The following is a 15,301-nucleotide window of genomic DNA, read 5'->3' on the forward strand; positions in this document are numbered from 1 at the left end:
CATGAGCGAGCTGTTATTAATTGATGACGATCAGGAGCTGTGTGAGCTTCTGGTCAGTTGGCTGAGCCAGGAAGGCTTTCATGTCCGGGCTTGCCACGACGGCCAGAGTGCTCGTCGCGCGCTGGCCGAAACGTCCCCGGCGGCGGTGGTGCTGGATGTGATGCTGCCGGACGGCAGCGGCCTGGAACTGCTCAAGCAATTGCGCAGCGACCATCCGGAATTGCCGGTGCTGATGCTCTCGGCCCGCGGCGAACCTCTGGACCGCATCCTGGGCCTGGAACTCGGCGCCGACGATTACCTGGCCAAACCGTGCGACCCACGGGAACTGACCGCCCGCCTGCGCGCCGTCTTGCGCCGCAGTCATCCGGCGGCGGTGTCCAGCCAGCTTGAACTGGGCGATCTGTGTTTCAGCCCGGTGCGCGGCGTGGTCAGCATCGATGAACAGGAATTCACCCTCACCGTCTCCGAAAGCCGCTTGCTCGAAGCCTTGCTCAAGCAGCCGGGCGAGCCGCTGGACAAACAGGAACTGGCGCAGATCGCCCTCGGTCGCAAGCTCACCCTGTACGACCGCAGCCTGGACATGCACGTCAGTAACCTGCGCAAAAAGATCGGCCCCCACCCCGACGGCCGCCCGCGCATCGTCGCCCTGCGCAGCCGTGGCTATTACTACAGCCTCTGATCCCCAGCGATGACCGCGTCGTCTGCATCGCCGGCAAGCCGGCTCCTACAGGTTCGGTGAATACAACCTCCTGTAGGAGCTGGCTTGCCGGCGATGGCGGCTTACCTGACACACCGCGTTGTCTGAATCGCCGGCAAGCCGGCTCCTACAGGTTTGGTGTTGTGTCAGGTGGATGCCAAACCGTCTTTACCCAAGCTTTACGCTCCGCTGACCGCCGCTGACCTTGATCTGCGTAATCTGTACTCATCCGGAACGTACCGGGAACGAGACAAGGAGATTCACCATGCGCAAGACTCTTATCGCTCTGATGTTCGCTGCCGCCCTGCCAACCGTTGCCATGGCCATGCCTGAAGGCGCCGGCCCGATGGGTGGTTCGATGGACGGCTCGCGCCACGGCGGTCAGATGCACGGCATGCACGGCAAGGGCCCGTACAGCCAACTGGACCTGAGCCGCGAACAGCGCGAGCAGATCCGCAAGATCATGGGCGAGCAGATGCACGAGCGTAAGCAAGTGGTCGACAAATACCTGGAAAAACTCTCGCCAGCCGACCAGAAAGCCATGAAAGATGAAATGGCCGCCAACCACAAGAAAGCCGAGGCCGATGTGCGCGCCCTGCTGAAACCGGATCAACAGAAGCAATTCGACGAGATCCAGAAAAAACAGGCTGAGCGCCGCGCCGAATGGGCCGAGTTCAAGGCCTGGAAAGCGCAACAACCGCAAAAAGCGCAATAATGCGCTGACCCCGGACCCAACGGCTGAACACCGTTGGGTCTGATACCACCCTGTTCAATGTGGGAGCGAGCCTGCTCGCGATGGCGGTGTATCAGACCAAGTTACTTTGACTGACACACCGCCATCGCGAGCAGGCTCGCTCCCACATGGAATTCAGTCAGCTTGAGGATTTTCTGTGCGCTCATTGTTCTGGCGTATCCTGGCCAGCTTCTGGCTGGCCATCGCTCTGGTGGCAGGGTTGTCCATTCTGCTCGGGCACATGCTCAACCAGGACGCGTGGATTCTCAGTCGCCACCCGGGCCTCAACACCCTGCCCGAAGAATGGACGCAAACCTACGAAGCCCAGGGCGAAGAAGCCGCCCAGGACATTCTCGAACAGCGCAAACGCCAGTATCACATCGACGTTCAGGTGCTCAACGAAAGCGGTGACCCGCTCGTTCGCGGTACCTTTCCGCGCCGCGCCGCCGCCTTCGAAGCACGGCAGAACAACGATGACCGACGCCTGCCGTGGCGGCGTCTGACCGCCGAGTACACCAGTGAAAAAACCGGCGACACCTACCTGCTGATTTATCGTATTCCGCACCCGGAGCTGGACTCATGGCACCGCGAAAGCCTGCTCTGGCCACTGAGTGCGCTGGGCATCGCGCTCGTGGTGCTGACCCTGTTCAGCCTGTTCGTGACCCTGTCCATCACCCGCCCGCTAAGCCGCTTGCGCGGCGCGGTACATGATCTGGGGCAAACCACCTATCAACAGAACAGCCTGGTGAAACTGGCCAACCGTCGCGATGAGTTCGGCGTGCTCGCCAACGATTTCAACCGCATGGGCTCACGGCTGCAAAGCCTGATCGGCAGTCAGCGCCAATTGCTGCGCGATGTGTCCCACGAATTGCGCTCACCGCTTGCCCGGTTGCGCATAGCGCTGGCACTGGCCGAACGGGCCAACCCCGAAGAACGGGAAAAACTCTGGCCGCGCCTGACCCGCGAGTGCGACCGCCTCGAAGCGCTGATCAGCGAGATCCTGGTACTGGCGCGGGTCGATGCCGACAACGCCAGCGCAGAAGACGTTGATCTGAATGCGCTGCTCAACTCGCTGCAAAAGGATGCGCAACTGGGTTCGCCGGAGCAGAACGTTCGCCTCGACGCGGAACCGCAACTGAATCTCAAAGGCTGGCCGACGATGATCGAGCGCGCCGTGGACAACCTGCTGCGCAACGCCCAGCGCTTCAACCCGGTGGGGCAATCGATTGAAATGCAGGCAGTGCGTCAGGGTGAGCGGATTGTGGTGAGCGTGCGTGACCATGGGCCGGGGGTCGACGCCGAGCATTTGAGCCAGTTGGGTGAGCCGTTTTATCGGGCGCCGGGGCAAACAGCCGCCGGGCATGGATTGGGATTGGCCATTGCACGCCGGGCGGCGGAGCGGCATGGCGGGAGTCTGGTGTTGGCCAATCATCCACAGGGCGGATTCATCGCCAGTCTGGAATTACCGTTGGTACCCGGAGCCCTGGTCCAACCGTAATCCCCCTGTAGGAGCGAGCCTGCTCGCGATAGCGGTGTGTCAGTTAACAAATGTGTTTCTGACACACCGCTATCGCGAGCAGGCTCGCTCCCACATTTGATTGGTGGTGTCAGGCTTTGCCGGGCCACGCGCTGACGAATTCAGCCAGATCGACTTTCTCTGCAACACGCGGTTCTTTCAGCGGCGTGCCCAGGTACAGGAAAGCAATCACCTCTTCCCCTTCAGCCAACCCCAACCCTTTGGCCACATGCGCCGAATACGCCAGCTCACCGGTGCGCCAGACCGCGCCGATCCCTTGCGCATAGGCTGCCAGCAGAATCCCGTGCGCCGCACAGCCGGCCGCCAGCAACTGCTCGGACTTCGGATACTTGACGTGATCCTGCAACCGCGCGATCACCACGACCACCAACGGTGCGCGCAGCGGACCATTGCGGGCCTTGTCCAGCACCGCTTCGGACGCTTCGCTGTCCTGCAGTTTCGCGGCTTCGGCCAGCAACTCGCCCATTTGCTCGCGCGCTGCGCCTTCGACTGTCAGGAAGCGCCAAGGCTGCAAGTGGCCGTGATCCGGCGCACGCATCGCGGCGTTAAACAGCACTTCGCGCTGCTCGGCGGTAGGGGCCGGGTCGATCAGTCGTGGAACGGAAACACGGTTGAGCAAAGCGTCGAGAGCCTGCATCGGCCACCTCCTGAAAAAAATGTCCGGCTATTCTAGCTGCAAGTGCCACGGGGATGCCGGTTTACATGCCCTGCCCCACGGGTAGAATGGCGCCCTTCCTACTTTCAGCCCGAGCGGACTTCATGGCGTTGCCGACCTTACGTCTCATTGGTTTCATCATCGGCCTCTTCCTGATCACGCTGGCGATCGCCATGGTCGTGCCCATGGCCACCCTGTTGATTTTCGATCGCACCGGCGATCTGCCGTCGTTCCTCTGGGCCAGCATGATCACCTTTGTCGCCGGCCTGGCGCTGGTGATCCCCGGCCGCCCCGAGCACGTGCACTTGCGCCCGCGGGACATGTACCTGCTGACCGTCAGCAGCTGGCTGGTGGTGTGCATCTTTGCGGCGCTGCCATTCCTGTTGACCCAGCACATCAGCTACACCGACTCATTCTTCGAAAGCATGTCCGGGATTACGGCCACCGGTTCAACGGTGCTCAATCACCTCGATGACATGTCCCCCGGCATCCTGATGTGGCGCTCGTTGCTGCACTGGATCGGTGGCATCGGCTTTATCGGCATGGCCGTCGCGATTCTGCCGTTGCTGCGTATCGGTGGCATGCGGCTGTTTCAGACCGAGTCGTCGGACCGTTCCGAAAAAGTCATGCCCCGTTCGCACATGGTGGCGCGTTTGATCGTAGCAGCCTACGTCGGCATCACCATTTTCGGCAGCCTGGCGTTCTGGTGGGCCGGGATGAGCCCGTTCGATGCGATCAACCACGCGATGTCGGCCATTTCCACCGGCGGTTTCTCCACCTCTGACCAGTCACTGGCCAAGTGGACGCAACCGGCGGTGCACTGGGTGGCGATCGTCATCATGATTCTCGGCAGCTTGCCGTTCACCCTGTACGTGGCAACGTTGCGTGGCAATCGCAAAGCGCTGATCAAGGATGAACAGGTTCAAGGTTTGCTCGGCATGTTGCTGGTGACGTGGCTGGTGCTCACCACCTGGTACTGGTGGACCACTCAGTTGCATTGGCTGGACGCGCTACGGCATGTGGCGCTGAACGTGACGTCGGTGGTGACCACCACGGGTTTCGCACTCGGGGACTACAGCCTGTGGGGTAATTTCTCGCTAATGCTGTTCTTTTATCTGGGCTTTGTCGGCGGCTGCTCGGGATCGACTGCAGGCGGGATCAAGATTTTCCGTTTCCAGGTCGCCTACATTCTGCTCAAGGCCAACCTTAACCAGTTGATTCACCCGCGCGCGGTGATCAAGCAGAAGTACAACGGCCATCGCCTCGATGAAGAGATCGTGCGTTCGATCCTGACCTTTTCGTTCTTCTTCACCATTACCATCTGTGTGATCGCCCTGCTGTTGTCGCTGCTCGGCGTCGACTGGATGACCGCGCTGACCGGCGCCGCCAGTACCGTTTCCGGGGTCGGCCCGGGGCTGGGCGAAACCATTGGCCCGGCGGGCAACTTCGCCACCCTTCCGGATGCCGCCAAGTGGATTCTGTCGTTCGGCATGCTGCTCGGCCGACTGGAGATCATTACGGTGTTTGTTCTGTGTATTCCGGCGTTCTGGCGTCACTGACCTGGTTCGGCGCATCCATCAGCCGCACCCGGTACTCGCCGGGGGTGGCATCGAACCAGCGTCGGAAGGCGCGGAAGAAATTGCTCGGATCGGCGAACCCCAACAGGTAGGCAATTTCCAGCAGGGTCATGCTCGGTTGCGCCAAATACTGCTCGGCCAGTTCGCGCCGGGTGTCATCGAGCAGCGTCTGAAAACTCGTGCCCTCTTCCTGCAAGCGTCGCTGCAACGTCCGTTGCGACAAGTGCAGCGTCTGCGCCACGGTATCGCGCTTGGGCTCGCCCTGAGGCAGTAAACGGCACAACACCTGACGGGCCTTGTGGGTCACGCGGCTTTCGGAAAAGCGCGCCAGGTATTCCCCAGCAAAGCGGTCATGCAGCAGCGCCATGGCCTCGTTGGCGGTTGGCAGCGGTGCTTCCATGTCGGCGCGCTCGAAAATCAGCGCGTCATAAGGCGCGTTGAACACCAGCGGCGCATGGAAGGCTTGTTTATACGGTTCGAGATCGACGGGCTGTTCGCCCTGCACCAACACCTTGCGCGGTTGCAGGGTGCGCCCGGTCAGCCAGCCGCACAGCGCCAGCGCGCAGGCCAGCGAGGCTTCGGCACTTTGTCGGGTCGGCGGCAGATGGTCGCCGTGGACCGTCAGAATCAGGGCATACCCCTCATCCAGCAGACGGAAACTCAGGTCGGCACTTTCGGCGATGATCCGCTGATAACGCACCAGGCGCTGAAAGCCTTCGGCCAGGGTCTGACTGGACATCAAGGCGTACCCAGCCACGTGGAATGACGCCGGTCGCACGACCTTGCCCATGTTCAGGCCAATCGCCGGGTTACCGGACAGCTCGACCGCGCGCTGCCACAGACGTGTCATGGAATCTTGCGGGAAGCGCGCATCCGGATCGTCCAGTGACGCATAGTCGAGCCCCAGCTGCTTGAACAGAACCCGGCAATCCAGGCCGTCCATCTCCAGTGCTTTGACAATCCCCATCGCCCAGCTTGCAGAAGTCGTTCGTTCGCTCATGGCGTTTACTTACATGATGAGCCGCATGCTACGGCCAATTTCCGAAGGATACTAAAGTGGCGCCCATTGTCACTGGCTGATGCCAATGATCACTCTAGACTCAAATAAGCTACCCGCAGAACAACTTGCAGTCAGAACAATAACCACAGAGATCGCAGTCGTGGAAAACATCAGACGTTTCAACAGCTTCGCTGAGTTTTACCCGTATTACCTCAGCGAACACAGCAACAGTACCTGCCGACGATTGCACTTTATTGGCACGACGCTGGTTATTTGCATTCTGGCGCTGACCATCGGCAAAGGTGCCTGGTCGATGCTGCTGGCCGTTCCGCTGGCGGGATACAGCTTCGCCTGGGTCGGGCATTTCTTCTTTGAAAAGAATCGTCCTGCAACCTTTCAACATCCGTTTTACAGCCTGCTCGGCGATTTTGTGATGTTTCGCGACATGATTCTGGGCCGCGTACCGTTCTAGGCGCAGCCGCTATAGAAAAGCAAAGAGAGACTAGCCGATGAATGCCAATGCCCGCTTCACCCACATGCAGGACGGCACGCAGGAAGACTGGGCGATCATCGCCGCCGACTTCAGTGCCTACGCGAGGCAATTACCACAACGGATCATGGCGCACCTGAAACTGCTGGAGGGTGATTTTGGCGGGTTCCCGGTGGATCGTCTGACCCACTCCCTGCAAACCGCCAGCCGCGCCTGGCGCGATGGCCGCGACGAAGAGTACGTGGTGTGCGCCCTGCTTCACGACATCGGTGACACGTTGGGCTCCTACAACCACCCGGACATCGCGGCGGCGATCCTCAAGCCATTTGTCAGCGCCGAGAATGTGTGGATGGTGGAGAAACACGGGATTTTCCAGGGGTACTACTTTTTCCATCACTTGGGGATGGACCGGCATTTACGCGAGCAATTCAGCGGGCATCCGCAGTATCAGGCGACCATCGAGTTTTGCGCGAAGTATGATGCGGCGGCGTTTGATCCCGAGTATGAAACGTTACCGCTGAGCTTCTTCGAGCCGATGATGGAGCGGTTGTTTGCTCATCCGAAGAACTCGATTTACAGGGCGGCGATGCAAGAACACGCGCCGGCCTGACAGATTTGCGGTGTCAGGACTGGCCTCATCGCGGGCAAGCCTCGCTCCTACAGGCTTGCGCTGGCCCTGTAGGAGCGAGGCTTGCCCGCGAAGGCGTCTGACCTGACTACGCCGGTTCGGCGACTTTGATGGCCTTCAACTCCGCCTCCCGCGCCTGGGCATCCGCCAACCGGTACAACTCGATCGATCCATCCCAATGCTCGATCAGCGCCGTACACGACTCCACCCAATCCCCGCAATTGAGGTAATCCACCTCGCCGACCTTGCGAATCTCGGCATGGTGAATGTGCCCGCACACCACGCCGTGCAATTCGCGTTTGACGCATTCGTGGGCGATGGCTTCTTCGAAGTCGCTGATGAAGCTGACCGCGGTTTTCACTTTGTGCTTGAGGTACGCCGACAGCGACCAGTAACCGTAGCCATACCGGGCACGCCAATGGTTGAGCCAGCGGTTGAGGGTCAGGGTGAATTCGTAAGCCGAGTCGCCGAGGAACGCCAGCCAGCGGTGATAGCGGGTAATCACGTCAAACTGGTCGCCGTGAATCACCAGCAAATGACGGCCGTCGGCGGTCACGTGCACGGCCTCATCCACCAACTGGATGTTGCCCAGAATCAGCTTCGAGTAACGGCGCAGGAATTCGTCGTGGTTGCCAGTGACATAAATCACCTCGGTGCCGCGCTTGCTCATGGTCAACAGACGACGGATCACGTTGGTGTGCGCCTGGGGCCAGTACATGCCGCCGCGCAGCTTCCAGCCATCGATGATGTCGCCGACCAGGTAGATCTTGTCCGCGTGGTAGCCCTTGAGAAACTGCGACAAGTGCTCGGCCTGGCAATCCCGGGTGCCCAGATGCACATCGGAAATCCACAAGGTCCGCACACGTTGCTTACGACTGGGTTTGGCGAGCTCGGCGCTGGTCATGGGCAACCCTCTGCGATTGTTTGCGCAAGCTTGCGCCGGTCGGGTTAATTGCCCATGACAGGGACAAGTCAGTCCTGTGACAACGCACATGAGTGCCCGCGGTGTAGACTGACGGCCTTAATCGGGAGACCTGCGATGAGACCGATCCTCACGCTGCGCCAATACACTCACGACCTGATCGTCCACAGCCACGACCACGCGCAACTGGTGTTCGGGTTGTCGGGTGCGCTGGATTTCGAGGTCGACGGGCATGGCAGCCAGGTGGTTCAGCAGAGTTTCGTGGTCGTCCCGTCCGGCTTCCATCATGCGTGCGGCAGCGCCAATGGCAGCCGCTGCCTGGTGCTGGATGTGCCGAGCGATCAATGGGTGGTTCAGTCCCTTGGCGAGCACGCCGATGCCAGCCGCCGCTTGCTCGACAACGCCGGGCGCCTGCCGCTGGATACCGGGCAAAGCCAATTGGTCAGTTGGTTGGCGGGCAGTCAGGTCAGCGACCCGCTGATCGCGCAACAAGGCGCGGTGCTGTTGCTGGCCAGCCTCAACAACGCCAAAAGCGAAGGGGTGGGCGGTCGGCGTCTGCCGTACGCCGCATTGAATGCGCACATCGATCAATACGCGGCCTATCCGTTGCAAGTGGCCGATCTGGCGCGCATTGCCGGGCTGTCCAGTGCTCGGCTGCATGCGCGATTTGTCGCTGAATGCGGACAGACGCCGATGGACTACATCCGCAGCCGTCGCTTGCACATGGCCGTGAGTATGTTGCGCGATTCAGCATTGCCCGTTGGCGAGATTGCGAGTCGGGTCGGCTACAGCTCTCAAAGTGCATTTTCAGCGGCGGTGCTGCGGGAGTTTGGTGTCTCACCCGGCAAATTGCGGCGCGAGGCTGGCGACAAATGATGCGAGCCTGACGACAGACAGGCATACCGACAGCCCTCTAGACTGCACCTCTGTTGGTTATGTTTATCAAGGATCGCAATGACTCCCCGTACCGCCCTGGGCGCACTGCATATCGGCGCATTGATGTTTGGCCTGACCGGTGTGTTCGGCAAACTCGCCGCCGCCTCCCCCGCCGTTATTGTCTTCGGTCGCGCGGCCTTTGCCGTACTCGCCCTGGCCCTTTTCGCACGGTTCGCCAGCCACACCCGCTGGCAAAAACTCGACGCCGTGGACTGGCGCCGATTGCTGCTCAGCGGTTTGTTGCTGGCCGGACACTGGGTGAGTTTCTTCATTGCGGTAAAGGTGGCGGGCGTGGCGATCGCGACCCTCGGTTTCGCCAGTTTCCCGGCGTTCACCGTGATCCTGGAAGGGTTGATCTTCCGCGAGCGGATTCGCGCCAACGAGATCCTGCTGGTGGTACTGGTGAGTGTCGGGCTGGTGTTGGTCACGCCAGACTTCGATCTGGCCAGCGGCGCCACCACAGGCCTGTTGTGGGCGGTAGGTTCTGGCTTGCTGTTCGCGTTGCTGTCGCTGACCAACCGCGCCAGTTCCGGGAGAATTCCGCCGGTACAGGCTGCGCTGTGTCAGAACGTAGTGGTCGCGTTGTGTTTGCTGCCGGTGGCGGCACCGCAACTGAGCGAAGTACGCACCATTGACTGGCTGTGGATCGGCCTGCTGGGAATTTTCTGTACCGGCGTCGCTCACAGTCTGTTCGTCGCCAGCCTCGCGGTGATCAAGGCACGAACCGCCGCCGTGGTGTTTGCGCTGGAGCCGGTGTACGGCATCACCATGGCGTGGTTGCTGTTCGATGAAAATCCGACGCTGCGCATGCTGATCGGCGGCGCATTGATCATCGTCGCGATTGTCGTGTCCAGCAGGCTCTCCGGCGGTTCAAGCAAGAAAGTGGTCGCTGCCGAAGCCGCGTCTCACTGAATGCGGTCGTTGTGTCCCAGGTCGCGGTCCGGATCAATCTGATCGCGGACCCGCTGCTTGAGTACCTTGGCCTCCGGAAAACCGCCGTCAGCCTTGCGCTCCCAGATCTGCACATCGTTACAGAAAATGTGAAACACGCCACCGGTGCCAGGCACCAGCGACACCTTGCCCAAATCGTCGCCAAAGGTACTGAGCAGTTCTTGCGCCAACCACGCCGCACGCAACAGCCATTGGCATTGCGTGCAGTAAGTGATGACGATTTCCGGTTTATGCGCGGTCATGACGGGTGAAACTCCTGAGCCAAGGGGCACCGCCATGATAGAGCGTCAGCGGATACCGGCCAACAACGTCCGCGCAGTCTGTTTGAGTGGCTCATCACCGTCCTTGAGCAACTCGTTCAGCAGTTCGATGGCGCTGTCCAGATCGCCGTCATCGATGCAGGTCTGAGCCTGTTCCAGTTTGCCTGCGTTGGTCGGTTCCACCGGTTCCGGTCTCAGCGGTTCAAGCTCAAGCGATTGACCTGCATCGGCGAATTCGTTGAGAAAATCGTCGTCCAGAGACTGTGAGTCCGGCTCGGCGATCCATTCCAGCTCGGGCTCGCCCAGGGTCGGTTCTTCGGGTTTGGGCGATTCGTCCGAGGGTTTAGGGTTTTCGAATGGACTGACCAGGTCCCAACTCGAATCCATCGACAGGTCCTCCAGGTTCAACTGGAACTCATCGCCCGGCGCTGCTTCGGATTTTACCGGTGTCGTGATAACGGTGGTCGCAGCCTCGGGCACCGCGCTGGTCAGCTTCGGGTAGCGGGCACGGATTTCCTGAAGTTGCCGGGAATCGAACCCGGCGCCTCGCAAGCTGCTCTCCTGCGCATCATAGGCTGGCACATCCCCTTGTTTACCGAGGACTTCCAGCAGTTGCACCGCCAGATCCGTGCGCTGTGGTTCCTTGACCAGGGCTTCTCGCAACAATGCCGCCGCTTCGGAAAAACGCCCATACGTCAGGTAGATGCCCACACCCTCCAGTACATCGCCAGACGGCGTCTCCTCGTGATGGACAGGGGCGGCCTTCACAACCGGCGCTACGGGTCGATCAAGCACCGGTTCATGCCGCGACGGTAAAACCGGGAGATCTTCGGGCAATGCCTGAATCTGCTGTCGTTGCCGACGAACAATCAGCCCCACCACCAGCCCCAGCAGCACCAGCAACCCGATAATCAACGGCCAGTTGAACGCCTCGGGCTCTTGTGCCACGACCGGGGCGGGCTCCACGGCTTGCGGCGTGACCGGCGGTGCTTGCTGGACCTCCGCCAGGCGGGTTTGCAATTCGATGATCTGTTTTTTCTGGCCGGCGATCTGTTCGTCTTGAGCCTGCAGTTTCGCATTCAACTCATCGACGGTTTTTTGCAGTTGCTGATTTTGCAGCACGCTGGCAGCCAGCTGTTCTGCGACGGGATCAATCACCGGTACAGCGGCCGGTGGCTCAACCTTCGCCTGGGCGGTTTTCTTCGCCACGGGTGGAGGCGCAACGGCAGGTGTAACGCTCGGGAATGGAGAGTTCGGTGAACTGGCGGCGGGTTCGTCAGTGACCGGAGTAATGCCCGGCGTTCCCGGAGGATCGATCAGCACGGTGTACTCGCGCAGTACACGGCCGTTCGGCTGATTCAGTTGCACGAGAAAATTCAGGAAGGGTTCGTTGACCGCTTTGTTGGAGCTCACCCGGATCAGGCTGCGATTGCCCCGCAGGATCGGTGTGAACTTCAGGTCATTGAGAAAGAAAAGCCGTTCGACACCAGCACGGCTGAACTCGTCTGCCGTCGCCAGGCTGACCGACAACTCGCCCTCCTCCAGACCGGCGGCATCCACCAGGGCGATGTCGGCACGCAACGGTTGATTGAGTGCCGAATGCAGGGTGATTTCACCCAGGCCCAGTGCAGGCGCCAATGCCGAGTAGCTGACAAACCCACCGGCCAGCAGCAGCCTGGCGCAACACCGCAATACAACGTGCCAACTCTCGAGCATGAGCATCCCTTAGATAACCAGAACCAACCAGTGCGTGTTCGCACATCCGTTACGAACACGATATTGCCTGGTAGTTCTTTATAGTCTGCTCAACGGGGTATCTCAAAAAGCCGGCGCTTGCTTATGCCTCAAGATTTTTCCAGGTTGGCCAGTATGTGCCCGTGGACTCGCATGCAGACCTTCAAATCCGCCTCATCGACGCCGTCGAACAGCTCGTGGCGCAGTTGAGTGGCAATGGTTTCAATTTGTTCGATCAGGGGAAGGGCCGGCGCACAGAGGACGATTTTTTTCGCCCGGCGATCTTCCAGTACTGCCTGGCGCTGAACCAGGCCCTGGCTTTCCAGGCTGTCGAGCAGTCGTGCCAGGGTGGGCCCTTCGACGCCGACGCTTTGCGCCAATTCACGTTGGGTCGGGGCGTCGTCAAAACGCGCGAGGTGCAGCAGCACCAGCCAGCGCGCCTGAGACAAACCCAGGCCGGCCAGACGGCGGTCCAGTTCGGCACGCCAGCCGCGCGACATCTGGGCCAGTTGCATGCCAAAGCGGTGTTGATCGGTTAACGGCATAAAACACTCATGGTTAGACTGAAATAGAGAAAAACTAATTATTAGTCAGCTAAGCATGACCCTTGGCTTGAGGCAAGGTTTGCTCTGTACTGAATCGTTACATCAATACAACCGTTTCAGGATTTGAGCGTCAGATCTCGAATTCCGATTGCAGTGCGGCACGTACGCAGTACAAAACACCTTCCGGCACACGACCGGCGAACAGCGCAGCAATCTCCGCCACCGGCGGCAACTCACCCTCGCCGTCGAGGAACGCGTCCTGCACTTCCCCCATCAAGTCTTCGGGCAGATCAAGCGCCTGTTCCAGCGACAACTGCTGCTTGCCAATGGCCTCGGCGAGCATGGTGTAGACATTCTTTTCCGAACATTGCAGCTGACCGGCGATTTGCAGCGGCGTCATGCCGGCCCGCGCGAGCGTTATCAATTCGTGGCGCACGTCGGCCACCACTTTTGGTGCCTCGACCTGACCGCCGAGGACTTCGAGGAAGGCCTCGCCGTAACGCTCCAGTTTGCGCGCACCGACACCGCTGACCGTGGCCATTTCCGATAGAGAGGTCGGCTGGCTGCGGAGCATTTCCAGCAAGGTCGAGTCGGGGAAGATGACGTACGGCGGCACCCCATGTTCCTCGGCGAGCTTGCGGCGCAAGACGCGCAAGGCTTCCCACTGTTCGCGTTCTTCGCCGCGAACCAGTTGGCTTGCCTGGCTCTTGCTGCTTTTCGCCGTGGTTTGCGGCTTGAGGTCGCGACGCAGTTCCAGGGTCACTTCACCCTTGAGCAGCGGTCGGCAGGTGTCACTCAGGCGCAGGCCGCCATAGCCTTCGAGATCGATGTCGGCCAGACCGCGCGCCACCAATTGGCGAAACAGCGAGCGCCACTCACTCTCGCCCATCGACTTGCCGACACCGTATACCGACAGGTGCTGATGGCCAAAGCTGCGGACCTTTTCGTTGTCCTTGCCCAGCAACACATCCACCAGATGCCCGACGCCATAACGCTGGCCGGTGCGATAAATCGCCGAGAGCGCCTGACGGGCCGGTTCGGTAGCGTCCCAGGTCTGCACGCCGTCAACGCAGTTGTCGCAGTGACCGCACGGCTCGGGCATGTCTTCGTCGAAGTAGGCCAGCAAGGTTTGACGACGGCAGCGGGTTTCTTCGCAGAGCGAGAGCATGGCGTCGAGCTTGTGATGCTCCAGACGCTTGTGGCGCTCGTCACCTTCGGAGTTCTGCAACATCTGCTTGAGCATCACCACGTCTTGCAGGCCGTAAGCCATCCAGGCATCCGCCGGCAGACCATCACGGCCGCCGCGACCGGTTTCCTGGTAGTAAGCCTCGAGGGATTTCGGCAAATCGAGGTGAGCAACAAAACGTACGTTGGGTTTGTCGATGCCCATGCCGAACGCCACGGTGGCAACCATGATCAGGCCTTCCTCGTTGAGGAAGCGCTTCTGGTGCAGCGCTCGTGTTTCGTTGGGCAGGCCGGCGTGGTACGGCAGCGCCGGGAAACCCTGCTCGCTGAGGAACACCGCCACTTCATCGACTTTCTTGCGCGACAGGCAGTAGACAATGCCGGCATCGCTGCGCCGCTCCGCGAGGAACGCCAACAACTGTTTGCGCGGCTGCTCCTTGGGCACGATGCGGTAAAAAATGTTCGGGCGGTCGAAACTGGAGAGGAAGCGCTCGGCATCCTGCAGGTGCAAACGATCGACGATTTCTTCGCGAGTCCGCTTGTCCGCCGTCGCGGTCAGGGCGATGCGTGGAACATTGGGAAACAGTTCCGCCAACTGGCCCAGTTGCAGATACTCGCGGCGGAAGTCGTGGCCCCATTGGGACACGCAGTGGGCTTCGTCGATGGCGAACAGGGCAATTTCAAGGCTTTGCAGGAAGGCCAGCATGCGTGGCTGGACCAGACGTTCCGGCGCGAGGTAGAGCATCTTCACTTCACCGCGCTTGATTCGCGCGGCGAGATCGCGCTGCTGCTCGGCGCTCAGCGTGGAGTTCAACGCAGCGGCAGCGACGCCCAATTCTTCGAGGGTCGCGACCTGGTCGTCCATCAGCGCGATCAGCGGCGACACCACCACCGCCAGCCCTTCGCGCAGCAGCGCCGGCACCTGGAAGCACAGGGATTTACCGCCACCGGTAGGCATCAGCACCAGGGCGTCGCCGCCACTGGCCACGCGCTCAATGATTGCACCCTGACGGCCACGGAAACTGTCGTAGCCGAAGATGTCCTTGAGGACGCGTTGAGCCTGTTCGAGCATAAAAACTCCAAAAATCACCGAAACATCCCTGCAAGGCTGGTTCAGAACCACGCGGGCTGCACTGACAAATCGTAAGTGCGCATTGCATGACGCTTCACATTTCAGCCGTGACGCCAGCAGGGCATCACAAAGCGCGGGAGTATACCCGAGGGTTTCCTTGCAAAGGGCGCCGCTTAGAAGAGGATGCTGTGTACATATCCGTTTCTGCGGTAACGGCTGCTATTGGTTTCGCCCTTACGGCGAGTTACTTGGAAAAGCGCCAAGTAACCAAGCGCTCTTGCCCCTTTCGTTCGGCCCTTCGCCAAGGCTCAGGGTCCCCTCGCTCCGGTCCTGCTCCGTGGGCCCGCCGCCATCGGCCATCCATGGCCGGGGGCGGCTA

At 60.6% G+C, this 15,301-nt stretch carries 15 protein-coding genes; 8 read left to right on the forward strand and 7 right to left on the reverse strand.

Features of this window, described 5'->3' with window-relative positions:
• The first annotated feature begins 1 nt into the window (after window position 1).
• From J4E42_RS13050 to J4E42_RS13060, 3 genes are all read left to right on the forward strand, one after another.
• On the forward strand, window positions 2–679 hold the full coding sequence (locus J4E42_RS13050; RefSeq protein WP_008030451.1) for a response regulator transcription factor: 678 nt from the start codon (window positions 2–4) through the stop codon (window positions 677–679).
• A 283-nt stretch (window positions 680–962) separates the two neighbouring features.
• Window positions 963–1,412: a hypothetical protein gene (locus tag J4E42_RS13055; protein ID WP_008030449.1), complete on the forward strand. Its 450-nt coding sequence runs from the start codon at window positions 963–965 to the stop codon at window positions 1,410–1,412.
• A gap of 175 nt (window positions 1,413–1,587) precedes the next feature.
• Window positions 1,588–2,928, forward strand: coding sequence for a cell wall metabolism sensor histidine kinase WalK (locus J4E42_RS13060; RefSeq protein WP_207285387.1), 1,341 nt, complete (start codon window positions 1,588–1,590; stop codon window positions 2,926–2,928).
• 109 nt (window positions 2,929–3,037) lie between these two features.
• On the opposite strand, the gene J4E42_RS13065 is transcribed toward J4E42_RS13060, so the two are convergent.
• Entirely contained in the window at window positions 3,038–3,604 is a 567-nt protein-coding gene (locus tag J4E42_RS13065) for an NAD(P)H nitroreductase (RefSeq protein ID WP_207285388.1), read from the reverse strand.
• A 122-nt stretch (window positions 3,605–3,726) separates the two neighbouring features.
• Here J4E42_RS13065 and J4E42_RS13070 point away from each other — a divergent pair, with 122 nt between their 5' ends.
• On the forward strand, window positions 3,727–5,181 hold the full coding sequence (locus tag J4E42_RS13070) for a TrkH family potassium uptake protein (RefSeq protein ID WP_008030441.1): 1,455 nt from the start codon (window positions 3,727–3,729) through the stop codon (window positions 5,179–5,181).
• Here J4E42_RS13070 and J4E42_RS13075 read toward each other — a convergent pair.
• Complete coding sequence (locus J4E42_RS13075; RefSeq protein ID WP_202949139.1) at window positions 5,138–6,199, reverse strand: AraC family transcriptional regulator; 1,062 nt, start codon at window positions 6,197–6,199, stop codon at window positions 5,138–5,140. The genes J4E42_RS13070 and J4E42_RS13075 overlap by 44 nt on opposite strands.
• Window positions 6,200–6,359: 160 nt before the next feature.
• Here J4E42_RS13075 and J4E42_RS13080 point away from each other — a divergent pair, with 160 nt between their 5' ends.
• Window positions 6,360–6,671, forward strand: a complete 312-nt coding sequence (locus tag J4E42_RS13080; RefSeq protein ID WP_207285395.1) for a DUF962 domain-containing protein — start codon at window positions 6,360–6,362, stop codon at window positions 6,669–6,671.
• Window positions 6,672–6,708: 37 nt separating this feature from the next.
• Window positions 6,709–7,299 (forward strand): HD domain-containing protein, encoded by a 591-nt coding sequence (locus tag J4E42_RS13085; protein ID WP_008030435.1) that lies wholly within the window; start codon window positions 6,709–6,711, stop codon window positions 7,297–7,299.
• 106 nt (window positions 7,300–7,405) lie between these two features.
• On the opposite strand, the gene J4E42_RS13090 is transcribed toward J4E42_RS13085, so the two are convergent.
• The gene (locus tag J4E42_RS13090; protein WP_008030433.1) at window positions 7,406–8,221 is read right to left on the reverse strand and encodes a UDP-2,3-diacylglucosamine diphosphatase; all 816 of its coding nucleotides are present in this window, start codon (window positions 8,219–8,221) and stop codon (window positions 7,406–7,408) included.
• Window positions 8,222–8,356: 135 nt separating this feature from the next.
• Here J4E42_RS13090 and J4E42_RS13095 point away from each other — a divergent pair, with 135 nt between their 5' ends.
• Both J4E42_RS13095 and J4E42_RS13100 read left to right on the forward strand, forming a co-directional pair.
• Window positions 8,357–9,115 (forward strand): AraC family transcriptional regulator, encoded by a 759-nt coding sequence (locus J4E42_RS13095; RefSeq protein WP_207285389.1) that lies wholly within the window; start codon window positions 8,357–8,359, stop codon window positions 9,113–9,115.
• Between the two features lie 78 nt (window positions 9,116–9,193).
• Window positions 9,194–10,087: a DMT family transporter gene (locus J4E42_RS13100; RefSeq protein WP_207285390.1), complete on the forward strand. Its 894-nt coding sequence runs from the start codon at window positions 9,194–9,196 to the stop codon at window positions 10,085–10,087.
• Here J4E42_RS13100 and J4E42_RS13105 read toward each other — a convergent pair.
• The 4 genes from J4E42_RS13105 to recQ form a co-directional block, all read right to left on the reverse strand.
• Window positions 10,081–10,368, reverse strand: a complete 288-nt coding sequence (locus J4E42_RS13105) for a SelT/SelW/SelH family protein (RefSeq protein WP_207285391.1) — start codon at window positions 10,366–10,368, stop codon at window positions 10,081–10,083. The two genes, J4E42_RS13100 and J4E42_RS13105, sit on opposite strands and share 7 nt — an antisense overlap.
• A 45-nt stretch (window positions 10,369–10,413) precedes the next feature.
• The gene (locus tag J4E42_RS13110; RefSeq protein WP_207285392.1) at window positions 10,414–12,102 is read right to left on the reverse strand and encodes a FimV/HubP family polar landmark protein; all 1,689 of its coding nucleotides are present in this window, start codon (window positions 12,100–12,102) and stop codon (window positions 10,414–10,416) included.
• A 128-nt stretch (window positions 12,103–12,230) separates the two neighbouring features.
• Entirely contained in the window at window positions 12,231–12,665 is a 435-nt protein-coding gene (locus J4E42_RS13115) for a MarR family transcriptional regulator (RefSeq protein WP_008030423.1), read from the reverse strand.
• Window positions 12,666–12,795: 130 nt separating this feature from the next.
• Entirely contained in the window at window positions 12,796–14,922 is a 2,127-nt protein-coding gene (recQ, locus tag J4E42_RS13120; protein WP_207285393.1) for a DNA helicase RecQ, read from the reverse strand.
• Window positions 14,923–15,301 lie beyond the last annotated feature (379 nt).

It is taken from the genome of Pseudomonas sp. FW300-N2A2, from assembly GCF_017351735.1.
In the GTDB taxonomy this organism is placed as follows: domain Bacteria; phylum Pseudomonadota; class Gammaproteobacteria; order Pseudomonadales; family Pseudomonadaceae; genus Aquipseudomonas; species Aquipseudomonas migulae.

Bases quoted from the DNA above. Each gene is read 5' to 3' on its own strand.
- J4E42_RS13115 (WP_008030423.1), bottom strand. From the start codon at position 12,665: ATGCCGTTAACCGATCAACACCGCTTTGGCATGCAACTGGCCCAGATG.
- J4E42_RS13095 (WP_207285389.1), top strand. From the start codon at position 8,357: ATGAGACCGATCCTCACGCTGCGCCAATACACTCACGACCTGATCGTC.
- J4E42_RS13050 (WP_008030451.1), top strand. From the start codon at position 2: ATGAGCGAGCTGTTATTAATTGATGACGATCAGGAGCTGTGTGAGCTT.
- J4E42_RS13070 (WP_008030441.1), top strand. From the start codon at position 3,727: ATGGCGTTGCCGACCTTACGTCTCATTGGTTTCATCATCGGCCTCTTC.
- J4E42_RS13105 (WP_207285391.1), bottom strand. From the start codon at position 10,368: ATGACCGCGCATAAACCGGAAATCGTCATCACTTACTGCACGCAATGC.
- J4E42_RS13085 (WP_008030435.1), top strand. From the start codon at position 6,709: ATGAATGCCAATGCCCGCTTCACCCACATGCAGGACGGCACGCAGGAA.
- recQ (WP_207285393.1), bottom strand. From the start codon at position 14,922: ATGCTCGAACAGGCTCAACGCGTCCTCAAGGACATCTTCGGCTACGAC.
- J4E42_RS13110 (WP_207285392.1), bottom strand. From the start codon at position 12,102: ATGCTCGAGAGTTGGCACGTTGTATTGCGGTGTTGCGCCAGGCTGCTG.
- J4E42_RS13065 (WP_207285388.1), bottom strand. From the start codon at position 3,604: ATGCAGGCTCTCGACGCTTTGCTCAACCGTGTTTCCGTTCCACGACTG.
- J4E42_RS13055 (WP_008030449.1), top strand. From the start codon at position 963: ATGCGCAAGACTCTTATCGCTCTGATGTTCGCTGCCGCCCTGCCAACC.
- J4E42_RS13090 (WP_008030433.1), bottom strand. From the start codon at position 8,221: ATGACCAGCGCCGAGCTCGCCAAACCCAGTCGTAAGCAACGTGTGCGG.
- J4E42_RS13075 (WP_202949139.1), bottom strand. From the start codon at position 6,199: ATGAGCGAACGAACGACTTCTGCAAGCTGGGCGATGGGGATTGTCAAA.
- J4E42_RS13100 (WP_207285390.1), top strand. From the start codon at position 9,194: ATGACTCCCCGTACCGCCCTGGGCGCACTGCATATCGGCGCATTGATG.